Here is a 20,029-nt window from a genome sequence, read left to right as displayed (position 1 = left end):
GATCAGCGCTCGGCGAGGAAGCGGTTGACCGCGTCGCGGAAGGCCTCGGGCTGTTCGGCATGCAGCCAGTGCCCGGCCTGAAGGGTCACCACCTCGGCCTCGGGCAGCACCTCTCTCAGGGCAGGGAGCATCTCATCGGTGACGTAGTGGGAGTGGGCGCCGCGCAGCACCAGGGTAGGCCCCGCGAAGACCCCCTCACCCGCCGGCGGCCCCATGATGGTCTCGTAATCCTGCTGGATCTCGTCGAGTCCCAGGCGCAGCCTGAGACCGCCCTCCTCGGCACGCTCCAGGTTGGTGGCCAGGAACAGCCTCACCGCTCGCTCGGTGACATGCTCGCCCAGCAGGGCGTCGGCCTCGCGACGATTGGCAGGCCGGCCCTCCTCCAGGCGGCGCAGGCCGGCAAACACCCTGTCGTGGTCGTGGCCATAGGCCAGCGGGGCGATGTCGCCGACGATCACAGAGGCTACCCTGCCAGGCGCCAGCCGAGCCAGCGTGATCACCACCTTGCCGCCCATGGAGTGGCCGAGCAGGTGGGCGCGGGGGACCTCCAGGCGATCGAGCAGGCGGATCACATCCTCGGCCATGGCGTCGTAGCCCATCCCCTCGATGTGGGGAGAGCGGCCATGGTTGCGCAGATCCACGGTGATCACCCGCCGTGTCGCCTCCCACGCCTTGACGTGGGAGCGCCAGTTGTCGGCGCTGCCGAACAGGCCATGGATGACCACCAGCGGCACGCCATCGCCGCCGGTATCCTGATAGTTGAGCTCTACGGACATGGCACTCTCTCCTTGGCCGGTTCCCCGGCCGTTGTCAGGGACGGGTTCGGACCGTCGAGGCGGACGGCGTCCGGGCATCGGTGGCCGCCAGCAGGCGGCGGCTCAGGGTCGCCAGCAGCACGCCGTAAAGCGGCACGAAGAACAGCAGGCTGATGCCCAGCTTGATGACATAGTCGACCCAGGCGATCTCCAGCCAGTTGGCCGCCATGAAGGGGTCGGGGCTGTGGTAGAAGGCGATCGAAAAGAAGGCGAAGGTATCGGCCAGGTTGCCCAGCACCGTGGAGATCGCCGGCGCCACCCACCAGGCCCTGAGGCTCCGCAGGCGATCGAAGACGTGCACGTCGAGCAGTTGGCCCAGCAGGTAGGCCATGAAGCTGGCCACGGCGATGCGCGCCACGAACAGGTTCCACTCCCCCAGTGCCTCCAGGCCGGCGTAGCTGCCCCGCGGAAACACCACCGACACCACGTAGGAGATCACCAGGGCCGGCAGCATCACCCGCATCACGATGGCACGGGCCGGCTCCTTGCCGAACAGCCGCACGGTCAGGTCGGTGGCGAGGAAGATGAACGGAAAGCTGAAGGCCCCCCAGGTGGTGTGGAAGCCGAACAGGGTGAACGGCAGCTGCACCAGATAGTTGCTGGCGGCGATCACGGCGATGTGGAAGGTGATCAGCAGTGCCATCAGACGGCGCTGCTGGGTATCGGAAAGGGTAAACATGATGGCATCCTTTTTTTGCGGGAGGGGTGAGGGAACCCTCGTGGAACGAGCTGCCGGGGGCAGCGTGCGGTCGAGCATTATACGGATCGTGCCCGCCGCTTGCCATGCCCATCCACGCAGACGCCGCCCCGAAAGGCGGCGTCACGGAGGGCACGGCTATCGCGGCTACCATCGTGGCGGGTGCCGCGACGGCAACCGGACGGTCAGACCTGGCGTGCCTCGTGGGCGGCGCCCACCTCGCGGGCCTTCATGGCCTCGTGGACATCCTGCAGGCTGGCCGGGTCGTCGATGGTGGAGGGGATGCCGAACTCCTTGCCATCGGCGATGCTGCGCAACAGCTTGCGCAGGATCTTGCCGGAGCGGGTCTTGGGCAGGCGATCCACCACCAGCACCTGCTTGAAGCAGGCAATGGGGCCGATCTTCTCGCGCACCAGGGCGATCAGCTCCTGCTCGAGGTCATCCTCACGCCCCTCGAAGCCGTCCTTGGGAATCACCAGGCCGATGGGCAGCTGACCCTTGAGGGCATCGTGGATGCCGATCACCGCACACTCGGCCACTGCCGAATGAGCGCCGACGACCTCTTCCATCTCCCCGGTGGAGAGACGGTGGCCGGCCACGTTGATGACGTCGTCGGTACGGCCCATGATGAACAGGTAGCCGTCCTCGTCCACATAGCCGCCGTCACCGGTCAGGTAGTAGCCCGGGTAGGCCGACATGTAGGCCGAGTGGAAACGCTGCGGGTCACCCCACACTCCCACCAGACAGCCCGGGGGCATCGGCTGCTTGATCACCACGCTGCCCTGCTCCATCGGTCCCATCCGCTCGCCCTCGCGATCGAGGATCTGCACGTCGAAGCCCGGCACCGGCACGGTGGCACTGCCCGCCTTGGTGGGCATGGGCTCGAGGCCATGGAGGTTGGCGGCGATGGGCCAGCCGGACTCCGTCTGCCACCAATGGTCGATCACCGGCACGTCGAGCAGGTCGTCGAGCCAGTGGAAAGTGGGCGGGTCGAGGCGTTCACCGGCCAGGAACAGCGCCTTCATGCAGGAGATATCGTACTGCTCGAGCAACTTGCCGTCCGGGTCCTCCTTCTTGATGGCCCGGAACGCGGTCGGCGCGGTGAAGAAGCTCTTCACCTGGTACTCGCTGATCAGCCGCCAGAAGGCGCCGGCATCCGGAGTCTTCACCGGCTTGCCCTCGTAGACCACGCTGGTGGCCCCGCGCAGCAGCGGCGCATAGACGATGTAGGAGTGGCCCACCACCCAGCCCACGTCCGAGGCCGAGAAGAATACCTCGCCGGGCGCCACGTCGTAGATGACGTCCATGGAGTAGGCCAGTGCCACCGCGTAGCCGCCGGTGTCGCGGACCACACCCTTGGGCTTGCCCGTGGTACCGGAGGTATAGAGCACGTAGAGCGGGTCGGTGCCCTTGACCGCCACGCAGTCGGCCGGCTCGGCCTGGGCCGTGAGGGCCGCCCAGTCGTGGTCGCGAGCGCCCAGCTCGGCGGTGTGCTGCTCGCGCTGGAAGATCACGCAGGCGTCCGGCTTGTGGCTGCTCTGCTCGATGGCAGAATCGATGATCCCCTTGTAGGGCAGCACCTTGTTGACCTCGACCCCGCAGGAGGCCGCCACCACCACCTTGGGCGTCGCGTCCTCGATGCGCACGGCCAGCTCGTGGGGCGCGAAGCCGCCGAACACCACGGAGTGCACGGCCCCCAGGCGTGCGCAGGCATACATTGCCACCAGCGCCTCGGGCACCATGGGCATGTAGATCACCACCCGGTCCCCCTTCTCCACTCCCAGGCCCTTGAGGGCACCGGCGAAGCTGGCGACCTGGTCGCGCATCTCCCGATAGGTCAGGGTGCGCTTGCTGTCGGTGACCGGCGAGTCCCAGAGGATCGCCGGCTGATCGCCGCGCCCCAGCTCCACGTGGTGGTCCAGCGCCGCATGGCAGATGTTCAGCTCGCCGTCGGCAAACCAGCGCGCATGGTTGGCCTCGTCATAGTGAAGAATCTGGGTAGGGGCCTTGAACCAGGGAATGCGACGGGCCTGCTCGGCCCAGAAGCTCTCCGGCTGCTCGATGGAGCGGCGAAATTCGTTGGCGTAGGTGCTCATGTTCGTCCCGTGGCAGGTCAGTGGCATCGAATGATTGTTGACACTGTAATGCAGTTCTCCGCCGACGCACTCATACGATAGGCTAACTTTCGACAAAAGGTGGAGAGATCGGGAGGCGGATTGTCAACAACATGACGTGCAACCAACCCCCTCTCAACGCAGGGGAGCACCCTCCCACTCCCGGCCAGGTGGTCTATGCTTTGATCAAGTGCTAAATCAGCAAAGCACGCTCGCCATCTAGCTGAAGAGGATGGCCTGACCAGCGCGGGGAATCGACATGGGCAATTCCAACAGCACATCAGCGCGCCTCATCGCCGGGGGGGATGCCGCCATCGACCGGGCCACGGCGCTGCTAAAGGCCATGGCCAACGACAACCGGCTGCGCATCCTGTGCCTGCTGGACGGGCAGGAGCTCTCTGTGACCGAGCTCAACAGCCAGTTGACCCTCAGCCAGTCGGCACTCTCACAGCATCTAGCGATCCTGCGCCGGGAGAACCTGGTCTCTACCCGGCGAGCCTCCCAGACCATCTACTACTCCTGGCAGGGTGACAGCGCGCGGACGATCATCGACGCCCTCGGCCGGCTGGGTCTGGCCGACTAGCGTCGGCGAAGCGGGCTCTGTTCCAGCACCTCGAGGCCCTTCTCCAGCGCCCTCTCCACGCCAATCGAGACCGCCGCTCCCAGCCGATCCGCCAGGCGGCGGCGCGGCTCAAGGCGCAGCCGGATGACCCGAGCCTCCTTCATGCGCTCCACCAGATAGGCCTCGCTGGTGCCCAGGGCATCCACCAGGCCCTGCTCGAGGGCGTCGCGGCCGTACCAGGTCTCCCCGGTGGCCACCGCCTCGATATCCAGCGCCGGACGCCGCTCGGCAACGTGACGCTTGAACAGCTCATGGATACCCTCCAGCTCGTCGACGAACTTCTCACGCCCCTCCTCGCTGTTCTCCCCGAACACGGTGAGGGTGCGCTTGTAGCGCCCCGCGGTCAGCACCTCCACATCGATGTCGTGGCGCTTGAGCAGACGGTGCACGTTGGGCACCTGAGCCACCACGCCGATGGAGCCCACCACCGCCAGGGGCGCGGCGCGCAGCTGGTCGGCGCCGCAGGCCATCAGGTAGCCGCCGCTGGCGGCCACCTTGTCCACGCACACCGTGGTGCGGAGACCCGCCTCGCGCAGCCGGTCCAGCTCGGCGGCCGCCAGCCCGTAGGCGTGTACCAGGCCACCGGCCGACTCCAGACGGACGATCACCTCATCGCCCTTGTCGGCGGCCTCGATCAGCGCCGAGACCTCCTCGGCCAGCCGACCCGTGGCACTGGCGCGGATGTCCCCGTGGAAGTCGATCACCCAGGCGATGGGCTCGCGCGCCTTCTCCCCCTTGCGCCCGCTCTTGTCGCGGGCCTTGTCCTCGCGACGAAAGCCCTTGATGAGACGCTTGCGGGCCCCGGGCTCACTGGCGGCCAGGGTCAGCCGGCGGCGGCGGTAGTCGCGGGCATCGTTGAGCTCATCGAGGCTCAGCCGGGTGCGATCGGTGGCCTCGCCGCGCAGGCGGGCCACCAGTGCCACCGCCAGGGCGATGATTACCACCAGGCTCACCAGCTGAGCCAGAAACATGCCGAAATCGGCCAGCCAATCGTTCATGATGCTCTCCACTCTTGATACAGGCACTGGCATGGTATCGTGAGTGAGAAAACAGCACATCATCAGCATGGGGAGTGCGAATGCCCATAGAGCCGGGTATATATCCGACCATCGAACCCGATACGGCACTAGGGCGCGCGCTGGTGGAATTTTTTGATGTGCTGGAGCCGGTGTACGCCGGTGGCGAGAGGGGCACCTTCCAAGTCATTGTATTCGGTGGCTGTGCCGTCCATATCCATACGCGGACACGTGGGAGCGCGGATGTTGATGCCGAGGTGGCGTCACACGGCTATGCCGAAAAGTCCGAAATTGTTGCCCTTCTGGGTGAAGATGCCTATGTGTTCACGGACGAAGAAGGTGTGACGCAGATGCTGGAGCTTGACGGCAGCTTCAACACGACACTCGCCCCGCTGCATGAAGACTACGAGGATCGTGTCATTCGGCTGGTGACGGAAAGCAGGGTTCCCAACGTGGAAGTCTACGTCGCCAGCGCGATCGACGTGGCAATCTCCAAGCTAGATCGCTTTGGCGACCGCGATCAGCAGGATATTCAGGTGCTCCTCCAGCTTCCTCATGTTGACATCGGTGAATTTGAACGCCTCGCTCGAGAGGCGATCGGCTATTACGTTGGCGACGAAGCTCGTATATTGGGCAATTTGAACGTGGTGATAGACGACTATCATCGTGGCGAGGCCTAGGTATGGCAGTATCCTTCACTCATAAACGACTGTATCGAGTCGGTTCACGGCCTCTCGAGCATGCAGTCGATGATGTGAAGCAGCTTGCCGAAGCCGTCTGGTACCGGGGCTATCGACCGACGCAGACGGAATTGGAGCAGCTGCGCGATGTGATGCCCCGTGAGGAGTTCCAGCGGGCGCTGTGTGTGCTTGAGCTGCTCAGCCAGTACCCCGTGTGTCGCCGGGATATCGCGCAACACCTGCAGCAGCTGACTCGACTTTTCCACCGGCAATTACTGGGGAGCGATGATACACCCACTCGAGGTCGATACTCCCCCAGCAAACGCTGGGGCCTCAGTGATACCACTGCACCTCTGCGCAAAGCGTTGCTGCCCCTCCAGACCCGTCACTATGCCGATGCGACAGGACATCGGCATGGCCTGAGTTCCGGGTAGGACGGGGAGAGCCCACGCTTATCCTGGGATTAGTGGCCTTGTGAGCCCTGTGTCGGGGTCGGATGAGGCGAAGGCCACTGCCGGCCCGTTCGGCGTCAAGGCGCTTGAATGAAACAGTCGTTTGAAATAACCTGAGCCGTGACTACCCTCCCACATACCAGGAGCCGCGATGAGCCTCTCCACCCTCGACAAGCTGACATCCCGTTTTGACGCCCGGGCCGCCCAGGGCATGGATGACATCTTCCAGTTTCACTTCAGCGATGCCGGCAGCCACTATCTGGTGATCAAGGACGCCAACCTGCAGGTCCAGGAGGGCGAGCATGACGACCCCTCCGTCAGCCTCAGCATGGACACCGACACCCTCAAGGGCATCATGAACGGCGAGGTCAACGGCATGACCGCCTTCATGACCGGCAAGCTCAAGGCTACCGGCAACGTCATGCTGGCCACCAAGCTGACCAGCCTGTTTCCCGCGCGCTGAGCGCCGCGGAAGAACTTTCCCCCTGCGGGCCGCCACCGGGCGGCCCGCAGCGTTGCTGGCGCTCGCGCCCGGCGCCTAGCGCGCAGCGACCTCGTCCAGATGCGTCTGGATCAGCGCCCGCGAGATCGAATAGAGCGGTGGCAGCGACGGCAGGCGCCGTGGCGAGTACCAGGCCGCGTCGGCGATCTCCACACCGTCGATGCGGATGCGCCGACTGGCCGCCTCGGCGAAGAAGCCCAGCATCAGCGAATGCGGAAAGGGCCAGGCCTGGCTGCGGAAGTAGCGAACCCTGCCCACCTGCAGCCCCACCTCCTCGAAGATCTCGCGACGCACCGCCTCCTCGGCAGACTCGCCGGGCTCGATGAAGCCCGCCAGGGTCGAGTAACGCCCCGGCGGAAAGCGCGGGCTGCGCGCCAGCAGCAGGGCATCGCCGTGGGTCACCAGGGTGATGATGCAGGGCGAGATGCGCGGGTAGTTGCGGTGGCCGCAGCCGTGGCAGTGCATGGCGAACTCGGCATCGAGGCGCTCGGCCGGGGCACCACAGCGCCCGCAGAAGCGGTGATCGCGCAGCCAGGCACCCACCTGCAGGGCAGTGGAAAGCAGCGCGAAGCGCGATTCCGGCAGCCGGGCCAGCCAGCCCCGCCCATCCTGCCAGTCCTCCCCCGGCACCGCCTCGAGTGAAAGCGCCACCGGCTCGTCGTTCCAGTAGCAGAGCGGCTGCATGGCCGCTGTCCAGGGTTGCAGCGGTTGCAGCAGGTCGCCATCCGGCCCCGGGGCGATGCGCCCCTCGGCCAGGTGGATGACCCGCCCTGCCGTCGATGCCAGGGGCAGCTCACGGCGCAGCATCAGTGCACCACCCCCTCGCCCATGCGATCCCAGTGACACTCACCGGCCGCCTCGCGAATCTTCGACAGCTTGGCACGATGGGCGACCAGCTCCTGCTCGCTGGGGGACAGCACCGCCAGGCGACCCGGCTCCAGGGAGAGACGGCGAATCGCCATCCCGCCGCTGCCGGCCACGCCGCTCTCGCCCGCGCCGGAGGCGTCCAGAGAGAGCGCGGTCTGGCCGCCGGTCATGGCCAGATAGACATCGGCCAGGATCTCGGCGTCCAGCAGGGCGCCGTGGAGGACCCGGTGACCGTTGTCGATCTCGTAGCGTTTGCACAGGGCGTCGAGGCTGTTGCGCTGCCCCGGGTGCTTGTCGCGAGCCATCACCAGGGTATCGAGGATCCCGCAGTGTGCCGCGACCGGCCCGAGCCGCGGCTCGCCGCGCGCCAGGTTGAGGCGCTCGAGCTCGTGATCGATGAACCCGACATCGAAGGGGGCGTTATGGATGACCAACTCCGCGCCCTCGATGAAGGCCCAGAACTCATCGGCGATCGCGGCGAACAGCGGCTCGCCCGCCACCCGCTCGTCGGTGATGCCGTGCACCCCCACCGCCTCGGCCTCGATCTCCCGCTCGGGATTGATGTACTGGTGATAGGTGTTGCCGGTGAGCCGGCGGTTGACCATCTCCACCGCCCCGATCTCGATCAGGCGATGGCCTTCCCGGGGGTCGATGCCGGTGGTCTCGGTGTCGAGAATGATCTGACGCATGGCGAACTCTCTGACTCAGGAAAGGATGGGGATGACGGTGACCGGCTCAGGCCCGGGAGTGCGCCGCATCGATGGCCTCGTTGGCAAGCTGGTCGGCACGCTCGTTGCCCGGGTGGCCGCTGTGGCCCTTCACCCAGTGCCATTCGATCTGGTGACGGTGGGTCTCCTCGAGCAGCTCGCGCCATAGCTCGGCGTTCTTCACCGGCTGCCGGCCGGCCGTCTTCCAGCCGCGCTTGACCCAGTTGTGGATCCACTCGGTGATGCCGCGACGCAGGTACTCCGAATCGGTCCATAATTGGACGCGACAGGGCCGCTTGAGCTCGCGCAGCGACATGATCGCAGCCATCAGTTCCATGCGGTTGTTGGTGGTGCGGGCCTCGAACCCGTTCAGCGGCTTGTCATGCTGGCCGCTCCTGAGCAGGGCGCCCCAGCCGCCGGGGCCGGGATTGCCGCGGCAGGCACCGTCGGTATAGATGATCACCTCGGGCAAGGCGTCGCCCCCCTTATCGGCAACCTTCTCGGTCAGCGTTTCAGTCAACCTCTGTCTTCCTTTCCTGATCGTTGAGGGAATAGGGGTCGGGCAGAAACCGCGACTGGCCCAGCCGGGTCGCGCCCAGGGCGGAGCCGCCGAAGGGCGAGGCGAAGCCAAGCCGCGAGCCCTGGCTCTGCGCCAGCTGGGGGCGCCGACTCGCCTGGATCATGTAGCTGTCGCCCAGCGGCAGATTGTGCCGTCGCCCGAGGGTCTCGAGGGCCGCATTGCAGGGCAGCGCGCCGGGCAGATGAAAGCCGCAGTAGTCTACCCGCTCGATCTCGAAGTCCACAAATGTCAGCCAGTCGCGCAGGCGCGCCGGGGTGCGCCACTGGCCCCGCCAGGGCAGGCGACGCCGACGACCGGGCATGACCCGCAGCAAGGCCCCCGCCGAGAGAGGCATCCAGCCGAAGATGATCAGCCGTCCGTCGTCCCGGGTCACCCGGGCGGCTTCCTGCAGCGTGCGGTGGGGGTCGGGTGCCACCTCGAGGAGATGATGGATCACCACCAGGCTCAGAGAGCCGTCGGGCAGGGGTAGCGCCTCGGGCGAGCAGACCAGGGTGGCAGGGTGCTCCGCCAACTCCCGGGTCGGGGCCCAGGTCATGGGATGGCGCACCGGACACATGTCTGCCAGGGGCCCATCCATGCCGAGCTCGAGGCTGTGGACCCCGAACAGCCGCTCGCACACCGGGCCCAGGCAGGCGCGCTCGGCCTGGCGTACCGCCTGACCGCCGGGGGTGGCCCAGAAGCGGCGACCATCACGCACCAGCGCGGCCAGAGACGAAACCGTGGGGGAAATTGACATCGACAGCAGGCTCCTCCATTCTGGGCGGATTTTGCGACCCGTTCATGCCCATTCAGGACGCCATTCCCATGTTGAGCGTGACACCGATTCCCGCCTTTGGCGACAACTATATCTGGCTACTGCGCCAGGATACGAGTTCCGAAATCTGCGTGGTTGACCCGGGCGATGCCGCCCCTGTCATCGAGCTGATCGAGCGTGAGGGACTGACCCTCTCGACGGTGCTGATCACCCACCACCACCAGGATCACACCGGCGGCCTGTCGACATTGATCGATTGCTATGCGCCCCGTGTCATCGGCCCCGACAACCCCGATCTCGCCGGTATTGACGAGCGAGTCGGCGAGGGTGACGAGTTTCGCGCCATGGGCCGGCTGTTCGAGGTGCATGAGGTGCCGGGGCACACTCTGGATCATATCGCCTTCTTTACCGCCGGCATTCCGCCGCTGCTGTTCTGTGGCGATGCCCTGTTCAGCGCCGGCTGCGGTCGACTGTTCGAAGGCACCCCCGAGCAGATGCACGAATCTCTCGACAAGCTGGCGGCGCTGCCCGATGACACCCTGGTGTTCGCCGCCCACGAATACACCCTGGCCAACCTGCGCTTCGCGTTGGCCGCGGACCCCCACAATCCGGATGTGGCCAAGGCAATGGAAGAGTGCCAGCGCGCCCGGGAACTCGACCGCCCCACACTGCCGAGTTCCCTGGCTCGCGAGAAACGCATCAACCCTTTCCTGCGCTGCCAGGATGCCGGCGTGCGCCAGTCCGCCTCGGCCCATGGCGACACCGACAGCAGCGTGGCCACCTTCGCCACGCTGCGCCGCTGGAAAGACAGTTTTTGACCTTGCCCCGATTGGACGTCATGCGGTTTGCCCCGCTGTCGGCGGTACCGCACACGACCAGGAGGAATTCTTCCGGATGACCTACCACACCAAGCGACGCATGCTGATCGGCCTTGCCAGCACCACTGCCCTGCTCGGCTCGCTGCTCGCCAGCGGCGTCTACAGCCAGGCCGCGACCCTGACCCTCGAGCAGCGCCAGAGCGCCCGTCAGGGCGCCACCGCGCTTCCCCAGACCGCTCAGGCCCCTCAACTGCCGACAGAGCAGCACTTCTGGGATGCCCTGGCCCTGGAGCCCCGCGACGCCTGGAGCCGGCTGCGCGCCAGCTTCCAGTGGCAGGAGAGCCTCGACGAGCCGCGGGTCCAGCAGTGGATCGACCACTACCGCGCAAGCCCGAACAACATCGTCGAGATCACCGAGCGCGCCCGCCCCTGGCTGGCCTGGATCGTCGAGCAGGTCGAGGAACGCGGCCTGCCCGGCGAGATCGCCCTGATTCCCTTCGTGGAGAGCTCCTTCGATCCCACCGCTCGCAGCCACCGTGGCGCCGCGGGCCTCTGGCAGTTCATGCCCGGCACCGGCGACGCCCTGGGCCTGCGTCGGGCACGCGGCTATGACGGTCGCCTCGACGTGGTGGCCTCGACCGGTGCCGCCCTGGACTACCTGGAGCTGCAGGCCGATCAGTGGTACGAAGGCGATCTGGAGCTGTCGCTGGCCGCCTATAACGCCGGTGCCGGCACCGTGAACCGGGCGCGTCGCAACGCCGTCGCTCAGGGCCATGCCGGGGACTACTGGAGCCTCTCCCTGCCCAGGGAGACCATGAACTACGTCCCCAAGCTGAAAGCCATCGCCGCCATCATCAATGATCCTGACCAATACCGGGTCGCCCTCCCCGAGATCGAGGACGCGCCGGCCTTCGCCAAGATCCCCGTGCATCGCCCGCTCGGCCTGGACGAGGCCGCCCGCCTCTCCGGCGCCAGCCGAGGCGAGCTGGCCGAGCTCAATCCCGCTCTCGGCAATGGCACGGCCCACCCCGGTCAGGCCAGGGTCCTGCTGGTGCCGGCCGACCGTGCCGAGACCCTGATGGCTCGCCTGGAGACACCCGCCTCGCCGGCCGGCAGCGGCGAGGGGACGTACGTGGTGCAGAGCGGGGACAGCCTCTCGGCGATCGCCTCCCGACAGGGCGTCAGCGTCTCCCAGATCCGCCAGGCCAACGGCCTCAACGACGACCTCCTCCAGCCCGGTCAGGTCCTCGATCTGCCCCGCGAGAGCCTTGCCTCTCGCTGACAAGGACGGCAACCACGACAGGAGCGGCACCGAGAGGCTTGCCAAGCCGCTGAGGGCCTGACACCTTATTGGCCGACTACTGCCGCTCCCACTGCGGATCGGCTGCCACCGACCAAGGATGTCGCCGATGCCCGTCACCCTGCGCCGCCTGCCCCTGGCCTATCTGCTGCCGGGGGCTCTTGTGGCCCTCCTCATGGCCGCTGGCTCGACCAGCCTGGCGGCGGCCACCCCGGACGAGATCCCTACCGTCCATGGACTGGCGCTATATGACGAACCCGAGTTGCCGGAGGGCTTTACCCACTTCCCCCACGTCGATCCCGAGGCTCCCCGTGGCGGCACCCTGACCCAGGCCGCGGTGGGCGGCAGCTTCGACTCCACCAACCCCTTCATCATCCGCGGCACTCCGGCCGCAGGGCTCTTCGAGATCTATGACACCCTGGTGGAGGGCAACCCGGACGAGCCCTTCACGGTCTACGGCCTGCTCGCCTCCGGCATGCGCCTGGACCCCGACAGGGAGTGGATCGAGTTCGACCTGCGCCCCGAGGCGCGCTTCCACGACGGCGAGCCGGTCACCGCCCACGATGTGGTCTACAGCTTCGAGCTGCTCACCGAGCAGGGCAACCCCTTCTACGGTGCCTACTACGCCGACGTGGCAGACGTTACCGCCCTGAGTGATCAGACCGTGCGTTTCGACTTCGCCGAGGTCCACTCCCGTGAGCTGCCGCTGATCGTGGGCCAGCTGCCGGTGCTGCCCAGGCACTACTGGGAAGAGCACGACTTCACCGCGCCGACGCTGGCCGCCCACCCCGGCTCCGGCCCCTACCGTATCGGTGAGCTCGATCCGGGCCGGCGCATCGTCTATCAGCGCGACCCCGACTACTGGGGCCGGGACCTGCCGGTGAAGCGCGGGCGCCATAACATCGACCGGCTGGTCTTCGACTACTACCGCGACCGCGACATCGCCTGGGAGGCCTTCAAGGCCGGGGTGCTGGACTACCGCATCGATGCCCGCGCTGCCACCTGGGCCATCGGCTACGACTTCCCCGCCTATCGCGACGGCCTGGTGCGCCGCCTGGCGGTGCCGGACGGCCAGCCGGCGCGCATGCAGGCCTTCGTCTTCAACCTGCGCCGTGACAGCTTCAGCGATCCCCGGGTGCGCGAGGCGCTCTCGCTGACCTTCGACTTCCCCTGGCTCAACGCCAATCTCTTCTACGATGCCTACCGGCGCACCGAGAGCTATTTCCAGAATTCCGAGATGGCAGCCGAAGGGCTGCCAGAGGGCGACGAGTTGGCCCTTCTCGAGCCCTGGCGGGACCAGTTGCCCGAGCGGCTGTTCAATGAGCCGCTGCCCTTCGACCACCCGCTTGAACTTCGCGAGCGGCTGCGCCTGGCGCTGGATCTGCTGCGAGAGGCCGGGTATGAGGTGGAAGGGGATCGCCTGGTGCACGGCGAGACCGGCCAGCCCCTCACCGTGGAGGTGCTGCTCTTCGATACCGGCATGGAGCGCGTCACCCAGCCGATGCTGCGCAACATGGCGCGCCTGGGCATCCAGGGCAGCATCCGCATCGTCGATATCAACCAGTACCTCAACCGCCTGCGCAGCTTCGACTTCGACATCACCGTGGGCCAGTTCCCCCAGTCGAACAACCCCGGCAACGAGCAGCGCGACTTCTGGACCAGCGCCGCCGCCGAGACGCCACAGAGCCGCAACCTGATGGGGCTGGCCGACCCGGTGGTGGACGACCTGGTGGATCGGCTGATCCGTGCCGACAGCCGCGAGGCGCTCAACGTCACCGCCCGCGCCCTGGACCGGGTGCTGCTGTGGCGCTTCCCGATGATTCCCCACTACCACTCCGGCGAGACCCGCATCGCCATCTGGGACAAGTTCGGCTGGCCCGAACCCTTCCCCGCCTATGGCCTGGACCTCGCCGCCTGGTGGGTGAATGCCGAGCGGGAAGCCGAGATCAACCAGCGCCTGCGTCGCCGCTGATGCCGCCCCGAACACGAACAAGGAAGCTGCCCTCGTGAGTCGCTATATCCTGCGCCGCCTGCTGCTGATGATCCCCACCCTGATCGGGATCATGCTGCTCAACTTCATCATCGTGCAGGCCGCTCCGGGCGGCCCCATCGACCAGATGCTGGCCCGTTTCGAGGGTGCCGACGCCATGGCCAGCACCCGACTGGAGGCCGGCGGCGAGGTGATGGTGCGCGACGAGTCCCGCGGGGCGCGGGGCATCGACCCGCGCTTCATCGAGCAGCTCGAGGCGCAGTTCGGCTTCGACCAGCCCGCCCACGTGCGCTTCCTCGGCATGATGCGCGACTACGCCACCTTCGACTTCGGCACCAGCTTCTTCCGCGACCGACCGGTGGTGGAGCTGATGATCGAGCGGCTGCCGGTGTCGATCTCGCTGGGGCTCTGGACCACCCTGCTGGTCTACCTGATCTCGATCCCGCTCGGCATCCGCAAGGCGCTCCACCACGGCTCGCGCTTCGACGTCTGGACCTCGGGGCTGGTGATCGTCGGCTATGCCATCCCCGGCTTCCTGTTCGCGATCCTGTTGATCGTGCTCTTCGCCGGCGGCAGCTACTGGGATCTCTTCCCGCTGCGCGGGCTCACCTCGCCGGACTTCCACGAGCTCTCCACCTGGGGGAAGGTCAAGGACTACCTGTGGCACATCACCCTGCCGGTGGTGGCCATGACCATCGGCAGCTTCGCCACCCTCACCATGCTGACCAAGAACAGCTTCCTGGACGAGATCCACAAGCAGTACGTGCTCACCGCCAAGGCCAAGGGGGCAAGCGATGGCGGCGTGCTCTACGGCCATGTGTTCCGCAACGCCATGCTGATCATCATCGCCGGGCTGCCCGGGGCGCTCATCGCCATCTTCTTCACCGGGTCGCTGTTGATCGAGGTGATCTTCTCACTCGAGGGGCTCGGCCTGCTCGGCTTCGAGGCGGTGATGCAGCGAGACTACCCGGTGATCTTCGGCACGCTGTACCTGTACACGCTGATCGGCCTGCTGCTGAAGCTGGTCTCCGATCTGACCTATGTGTGGGTGGACCCGCGCATCGACTTCGAGACACGGGAGTCCTGAGCCGATGAGAGCCTATTTCACGACCCTGACGCAGGACCTCTCCCCCATCACCCGCCGCCGCCTGGCGGTGTTCCGGGCCAACCGCCGTGCCCGGGTCTCGCTGTGGGTGTTTCTCGCGCTCTTCGTGGTGAGTATCGGCGCCGAGCTGATCGCCAACGACAAGCCGCTGATGATGCGCTACGACGGCCAGTGGTACGTGCCGCTGCTGGTGGATTACCCGGAGACCGAGTTCGGTGGCTTCCTGCCCACCACCGCCGACTACCACGACCCCTTCGTTCAGGCGCAGATCGCGGAGCACGGCTGGGCGCTGTGGCCGCCGATCCCCTTCTCCTACCAGACCCTGGACATGCAGATGATGCGCCCCTCGCCGGCGCCGCCGGATGGGCGCCACTGGCTCGGCACCGACGACCAGGGGCGCGACGTGCTGGCCCGGGTGATCTACGGCTTCCGGCTCTCGGTGGCCTTCGCCCTGGTGCTCACCGCCGGCTCCCTGGTGATGGGGGTGCTGGTGGGCGGCATCCAGGGCTACTTCGGCGGCAAGACCGACCTGATCGGCCAGCGCTTCACCGAGATCTGGTCGGGCCTGCCGGTTCTCTTCCTGCTGATCATCCTGGCCAGCTTCGTGCAGCCGGGCTTCTGGTGGCTGCTCGGCATCATGCTGCTCTTCTCCTGGCTGGGGCTCGTGGACGTGGTGCGCGCCGAGTTCCTGCGCGCCCGCAACCTGGAGTACGTGCGTGCCGCCCGGGCCATGGGGCTGCCGCCGCGGCTGATCATGTGGCGCCACGTGCTGCCCAACGCCATGGTGGCCACCCTCACCTTCGTGCCGTTCCTCTTCACCGGCGCCATCACCACCCTGACCGCCCTGGACTTCCTCGGCTTCGGCCTGCCCCCGGGCTCGCCGTCCCTGGGTGAGCTGGTGGCCCAGGGCAAGAACAACCTGCACGCCCCCTGGCTCGGCATCACCGCCTTCGTCAGCCTGTCGCTGATGCTATCGCTGCTGGTGTTCATCGGCGAGGGGCTGCGCGACGCCTTCGACCCCCGCCATGTCCGCCACGCCGCCACCCCGGTGCCGGCCGCGAGCGCGCCCACTGCAACCGCCAGGAGCCAGACCGATGCCTGAACCCTCGTCCCGCTCCCCGCTGCTGCGCCTCGAGGAGTTCTCCGTCGCCTTCGACGGCATCAACGTGCTGAATCGCCTGACCCTTACCGTGAACCGCGGCGAGACCCTGGCCCTGGTGGGTGAATCCGGCTCCGGCAAGTCGGTGTCGGCGCTGGGCGCCATGAACCTGTTGCCGGGCAATGCCGCCGTCGGCGGCACTCGCTGGCTGGGCGACACCGACCTCTCCCGGCTGCGACGACGCGACTGGCAGGCGGTGCGCGGCGGCCGAGTAGGCTTCATTTTCCAGGAGCCGATGACCTCGCTGAACCCCCTGCATACCGTGGGCAAGCAGATCGGCGAGACCCTGCGCCTGCATCAGGGGCTCACCGGGCGCTCTGCGCGGGCCCGCATCATCGAATTGCTCGGCCAGGTCAAGCTGCAACGCCCCGAGGAGCTGATCGACGTCTGGCCCCACCAGCTCTCCGGCGGCCAGCGCCAGCGGGTGATGATCGCCATGGCCATCGCCAACGAGCCGGAGCTGCTGATCGCCGATGAGCCTACCACGGCGCTGGATGTCACCGTGCAGCAGGAGATCCTCGCCCTGCTGGCCGAACTGCGCGACCAACACGGCATGGGCATGCTGTTCATCACCCACGACCTCAACCTGGTGCGGCGTCACGCCGACCGGGTCTGCGTGCTCTACCAGGGGCGCGAGCAGGAGACGGGGGCGGTGGAGCGAGTCTTCGACTCACCGACCAGCGCCTACACCCGCACCCTGCTCGACGCCGAGCCGGAGGGCCGCCCGGTGGCGGTCCCGCGCGGTGCGCCGCTGCTCCAGGCCCGCGGCCTCGGGGTCAGCTTCCAGCGCCCGAAGAAGCTGTTCATGAAGCGCCCACCGGCCTTCGAAGCGGTCAGGCCGCTGGATCTCACCCTGGCGTCCGGCGAGACCCTGGGCATCGTCGGCGAATCCGGTTCCGGCAAGACGACCCTGGCCCTGGCGCTGCTTCGCCTCACCCAGAGCCACGGCGAGATCACCTTCGGCGACACTCGCCTGGACACCCTCAGCGGCGGCGCCCTGCGCCGGCTGCGCCGCCGGGTGCAGATCGTCTTCCAGGACCCCTTCGGGTCGCTCTCGCCCAGGCTGCCGGTCTCGGATATCGTCAGCGAGGGGCTGCGCTTCCACCAGCCGACGCTCACGGAGGTCGAGGTGGCTCGCCGGGTGGCCGAAACCCTGGCCGAGGTGGGGCTTCCCGCCGACTGCGCCGACCGCTACCCCCACGAGTTCTCCGGCGGGCAGCGCCAGCGCATTGCCGTGGCCCGGGCGATCATCCTCGAGCCCGAACTGATCGTGCTCGACGAGCCCACCTCGGCCCTGGATCGCACCGTGCAGAAGCAGCTGGTGGCGCTGTTGCGCGACCTCCAGGCCCGCCGCGGCCTCAGCTACCTGTTCATCAGCCACGACCTGGCCGTGGTGCGCGCCATGGCCCACCGCATCATGGTGCTCAAGGAGGGAGACGTGGTCGAGAGCGGCGACTGCCTGGAGGTGCTGGAGAACCCCAGGAGCGACTACACCCGCGCCCTGGTGGCCGCCGCGGGGCTTTCACCCGCTGGCAGTCAATCCCGACCCTGACTCGAGGCCATGCAGGCCAGCAAGAGTGCCAGCCAGCCCCCATAGACGAGGATGCCGATCGGGTAGGCGAAGAAGGCGTAGCTCAACCCGAAGTCGATGAAGGTCACCGGCAACAGCAGCCCGGCCACCGCCAGGCTGCGCGTTCCGGGGTCGGTGGCGACCAGGCGGGGGGTGAAAACCCAGAACGGCAGCAGATAGAGCGCCAGCAGAGCCAACAGGGCCGGCAGGCCACGTCGCACCCAGGCGTCCAGCAGGTCGTTGTGGGCATGCCAGTAGCGGTCCAGGCCAGGCGCTACCCTTGCCTGCTCCACCAGCTCGCTCATGGCCTCGGCGTAGCCGCCGTGGCCGCGACCCATCCAGGGGGACTGGGGGATCAGCAACAGCGCGCCGCGATACATCTCCAGCCGCGCCCCCACGGAGCCGTTCGGTTCGCCCGCCAGGTAGTCCACCGCCTCCTCCATGGCCACGCCCACCCGCTGCTGCACCCCACTCTGGGGCGCCAGGTAGAGGCTCGCCAGCACAATCGCCACCGCACCCACCATCACCCAGCGCCAGCGTGCCGGCCAGCTGCGCAGGTAGGCGCAATAGAAGACCAGAGTGGCGAGTGGCAGCGCCAGCCACCCCCCGCGGGTACCCGAAAGCGCCGAGGCCAACAGCCCCCCCGCTGCACCCAGCAGCAGCGCCACAAGCCAGCGACGACGGCAGCTCTGTTGCCACGCCCACCCCAGGCCTGCCAGGCAGAGCAGTCCTGTCAGCAGGGCCAGGTTGCCGAACAGGATCGCATTCACCTCACCATGGCCGTTGGCACGGCTGGCGCCGGCAACGCCCGCCTGCCACAGCGCCCAGAGTCCGCTGCCAGCCCCGGCCAGCGTGAGGCCACCCCACCACCAGGCCAGCCTTGGACGCAGCAACGTTGCCGCCGGCACCATGGCGGCGGCCAACAGAGCGGCCCCTGCCGTCGGCAAGGCCAGCGCCACTTCCCCGTGCCATAGCCCGGTCGCCAGGTCCGCTGCGCCGACGCTCAGCAGCGCGGCCATGGCCAACCCCTGGGGCCGCGTACCCGCGAACGGCACCGGGCGATGGGCCCAGCCCAGGCCGGCGACCAGCAGCAAGGCCATAGGCGCCAGCCAGTGCCCCAGAGGCAGCAGCAGCGGCCCGACTACAAGCAGCATCAGGACAAGGGCGCGTGCACCCGACCGCTCAGTAACAAGGGGCAAGGCTTTCCACTCCATGGGGGCCAATGTTTGTCTCGAGGAAGACGGGGCCGAGCATCGTACCTGCCTCTCGCCTCATTATCACCCGGGATAAGTTCAGGCCTCTATTTCGACCACCAGATCTGACCTCGACCACCGGTTCCGGCGTCAACCCCGGCGGATCGACCTCCCAGTAATAGCCGTCAGGGTTGGCGATTACCGGGTGCAATCCGGTGCAGGGGCATGCACATTACGGCGCGAACGGGTGCACGCCATAGGGCAGATGGATCACTTTAGCCGTCAGACACAGATGGCCGACTGCACCAGTCTCGGCAAAGAAAGCGACCGCCGTGGAACGAGCCAGAAGGTGCCGAAGAACTGCGCAAAAAGCTTCTTCATGCCGCCCGATCAGAGCCCTCGTGAATGAGGCGGGTTGAGGGCACCGCTTCGGCCCGCAGCAACAGATTAGCCGAAAAAGTACTCGTTGTAGTCGTAGAAACCGGAGTAATACGGGCCGAACTGCTCGCCATAAAACGGATCGTCATGGCAGCGAAGTCAAGGAGCCCACGTCTTTTTATGTCTCATAAAATATCCAGGCTATGTTCGATAGAACACAGAAAAACCCGCCCTTACTTCCTAGTCTGGGAATGTGATTGACAAGGGAAGTGTCTCGACAGGATTTTTCACCATGAGCACAGGGAAAACGGCGCCTTTGTCAAAGAGCTGCATGGCCACAGGCAGTGCATGCAGCTGAAGACTGCCACTGTGCCGTCATATCGGCCAATGCACAGCAGTCGCATACCTTACTGATTGCCAGACAAGACATATCGGCGGAGAAATATATGAAAAAGACAGCACTTGCCATCCCAGTGGGCGCACTGAGCATCGGCTTTACCCAGGGCCTCCTTGCCCAGGATGAAGACACTCAGCTGAATAAACAGCAGCAGATGACCCAGCAAGGCGCCCAGGAAAATGAACTCGGCCAGCAGTCGCAGGGTCGGGAAGCACAGTATCCTGGCACCGATCAGGCCGGGAAGTCCGGCTTCGGAGACGGCAACGATCCGATGCCCAGCCCGAGCCACCAGAGCGACCCGATCAACGGCCCG

General features: G+C 66.8%; 19 protein-coding genes. 10 read left to right on the top strand and 9 right to left on the bottom strand.

The window, feature by feature from the left end; translation table 11 throughout:
* Nucleotides 1-2: 2 nt before the first annotated feature.
* From IBX53_RS01740 to IBX53_RS01730, 3 genes are all read right to left on the bottom strand, one after another.
* A complete protein-coding gene (locus IBX53_RS01740; RefSeq protein WP_290904409.1) occupies nt 3-776 on the bottom strand; it encodes an alpha/beta fold hydrolase in 774 nt (257 codons plus the stop codon).
* Between the two features lie 34 nt (nt 777-810).
* On the bottom strand, nt 811-1,494 hold the full coding sequence (locus tag IBX53_RS01735) for a 7-cyano-7-deazaguanine/7-aminomethyl-7-deazaguanine transporter (RefSeq protein ID WP_290904406.1): 684 nt from the start codon (nt 1,492-1,494) through the stop codon (nt 811-813).
* A gap of 203 nt (nt 1,495-1,697) precedes the next feature.
* A complete protein-coding gene (locus IBX53_RS01730) occupies nt 1,698-3,608 on the bottom strand; it encodes a propionyl-CoA synthetase (protein ID WP_290904403.1) in 1,911 nt (636 codons plus the stop codon).
* Between the two features lie 277 nt (nt 3,609-3,885).
* On the opposite strand from IBX53_RS01730, the gene IBX53_RS01725 reads away from it, so the two are divergent.
* Nucleotides 3,886-4,209 carry a helix-turn-helix transcriptional regulator gene (locus tag IBX53_RS01725; RefSeq protein ID WP_290904400.1) on the top strand — a complete coding sequence of 108 codons (324 nt, stop codon included), beginning with the start codon at nt 3,886-3,888 and terminating at the stop codon, nt 4,207-4,209.
* On the opposite strand, the gene sohB is transcribed toward IBX53_RS01725, so the two are convergent.
* On the bottom strand, nt 4,206-5,246 hold the full coding sequence (gene sohB / locus IBX53_RS01720; RefSeq protein WP_290904397.1) for a protease SohB: 1,041 nt from the start codon (nt 5,244-5,246) through the stop codon (nt 4,206-4,208). The two genes, IBX53_RS01725 and sohB, sit on opposite strands and share 4 nt — an antisense overlap.
* An 80-nt stretch (nt 5,247-5,326) precedes the next feature.
* Here sohB and IBX53_RS01715 point away from each other — a divergent pair, with 80 nt between their 5' ends.
* Nucleotides 5,327-5,944, top strand: coding sequence for a DUF6036 family nucleotidyltransferase (locus tag IBX53_RS01715; RefSeq protein WP_290904394.1), 618 nt, complete (start codon nt 5,327-5,329; stop codon nt 5,942-5,944).
* Nucleotides 5,945-6,547: 603 nt separating this feature from the next.
* Nucleotides 6,548-6,859 (top strand): SCP2 sterol-binding domain-containing protein, encoded by a 312-nt coding sequence (locus IBX53_RS01710; RefSeq protein WP_290904390.1) that lies wholly within the window; start codon nt 6,548-6,550, stop codon nt 6,857-6,859.
* A 75-nt stretch (nt 6,860-6,934) separates the two neighbouring features.
* Here IBX53_RS01710 and nudC read toward each other — a convergent pair whose 3' ends face one another.
* From nudC to IBX53_RS01690, 4 genes are read right to left on the bottom strand one after another with little or no spacing between them, the layout of a single operon-like run.
* Nucleotides 6,935-7,705, bottom strand: a complete 771-nt coding sequence (gene nudC, locus IBX53_RS01705; protein WP_290904387.1) for an NAD(+) diphosphatase — start codon at nt 7,703-7,705, stop codon at nt 6,935-6,937.
* Nucleotides 7,705-8,454 carry a DNA polymerase III subunit epsilon gene (gene dnaQ / locus IBX53_RS01700; RefSeq protein ID WP_290904384.1) on the bottom strand — a complete coding sequence of 250 codons (750 nt, stop codon included), beginning with the start codon at nt 8,452-8,454 and terminating at the stop codon, nt 7,705-7,707. The genes nudC and dnaQ overlap by 1 nt, the downstream gene beginning before the upstream one ends.
* Nucleotides 8,455-8,500: 46 nt before the next feature.
* Complete coding sequence (gene rnhA, locus IBX53_RS01695; RefSeq protein ID WP_290904381.1) at nt 8,501-8,992, bottom strand: ribonuclease HI; 492 nt, start codon at nt 8,990-8,992, stop codon at nt 8,501-8,503.
* Nucleotides 8,985-9,788 (bottom strand): class I SAM-dependent methyltransferase, encoded by an 804-nt coding sequence (locus tag IBX53_RS01690; RefSeq protein ID WP_290904379.1) that lies wholly within the window; start codon nt 9,786-9,788, stop codon nt 8,985-8,987. Before IBX53_RS01690 ends, rnhA begins: the two co-directional genes overlap by 8 nt.
* Before the next feature lie 68 nt (nt 9,789-9,856).
* On the opposite strand from IBX53_RS01690, the gene gloB reads away from it, so the two are divergent.
* The 6 genes from gloB to IBX53_RS01660 all read left to right on the top strand — a co-directional run bounded on the left by gloB (nt 9,857) and on the right by IBX53_RS01660 (nt 17,730).
* Nucleotides 9,857-10,624 (top strand): hydroxyacylglutathione hydrolase, encoded by a 768-nt coding sequence (gene gloB, locus IBX53_RS01685; protein WP_290904376.1) that lies wholly within the window; start codon nt 9,857-9,859, stop codon nt 10,622-10,624.
* Nucleotides 10,625-10,700: 76 nt separating this feature from the next.
* Nucleotides 10,701-11,906 carry a transglycosylase SLT domain-containing protein gene (locus tag IBX53_RS01680; RefSeq protein ID WP_290904374.1) on the top strand — a complete coding sequence of 402 codons (1,206 nt, stop codon included), beginning with the start codon at nt 10,701-10,703 and terminating at the stop codon, nt 11,904-11,906.
* A gap of 193 nt (nt 11,907-12,099) precedes the next feature.
* On the top strand, nt 12,100-13,896 hold the full coding sequence (locus tag IBX53_RS01675; protein WP_290904502.1) for an extracellular solute-binding protein: 1,797 nt from the start codon (nt 12,100-12,102) through the stop codon (nt 13,894-13,896).
* Nucleotides 13,897-13,930: 34 nt separating this feature from the next.
* Nucleotides 13,931-15,001 carry a microcin C ABC transporter permease YejB gene (locus IBX53_RS01670; protein WP_290904371.1) on the top strand — a complete coding sequence of 357 codons (1,071 nt, stop codon included), beginning with the start codon at nt 13,931-13,933 and terminating at the stop codon, nt 14,999-15,001.
* A gap of 4 nt (nt 15,002-15,005) precedes the next feature.
* On the top strand, nt 15,006-16,121 hold the full coding sequence (locus tag IBX53_RS01665; RefSeq protein WP_290904369.1) for an ABC transporter permease: 1,116 nt from the start codon (nt 15,006-15,008) through the stop codon (nt 16,119-16,121).
* On the top strand, nt 16,114-17,730 hold the full coding sequence (locus tag IBX53_RS01660) for an ABC transporter ATP-binding protein (RefSeq protein ID WP_290904366.1): 1,617 nt from the start codon (nt 16,114-16,116) through the stop codon (nt 17,728-17,730). Before IBX53_RS01665 ends, IBX53_RS01660 begins: the two co-directional genes overlap by 8 nt.
* On the opposite strand, the gene IBX53_RS01655 is transcribed toward IBX53_RS01660, so the two are convergent.
* Complete coding sequence (locus IBX53_RS01655; protein WP_290904364.1) at nt 17,715-18,902, bottom strand: O-antigen ligase; 1,188 nt, start codon at nt 18,900-18,902, stop codon at nt 17,715-17,717. The genes IBX53_RS01660 and IBX53_RS01655 overlap by 16 nt on opposite strands.
* A gap of 863 nt (nt 18,903-19,765) precedes the next feature.
* Here IBX53_RS01655 and IBX53_RS01650 point away from each other — a divergent pair.
* Nucleotides 19,766-20,029, top strand: a 264-nt coding sequence (locus IBX53_RS01650) for a hypothetical protein (RefSeq protein WP_290904362.1), incomplete at its 3' end; no start/stop codon positions are given.

Origin of the sequence: Halomonas sp., from assembly GCF_014859505.1 — a bacterium.
GTDB lineage: Bacteria > Pseudomonadota > Gammaproteobacteria > Pseudomonadales > Halomonadaceae > Halomonas.
The sequence above is the reverse complement of the archived record's forward strand: the minus strand, read 5'-3'. Positions and strand labels throughout refer to the sequence as shown.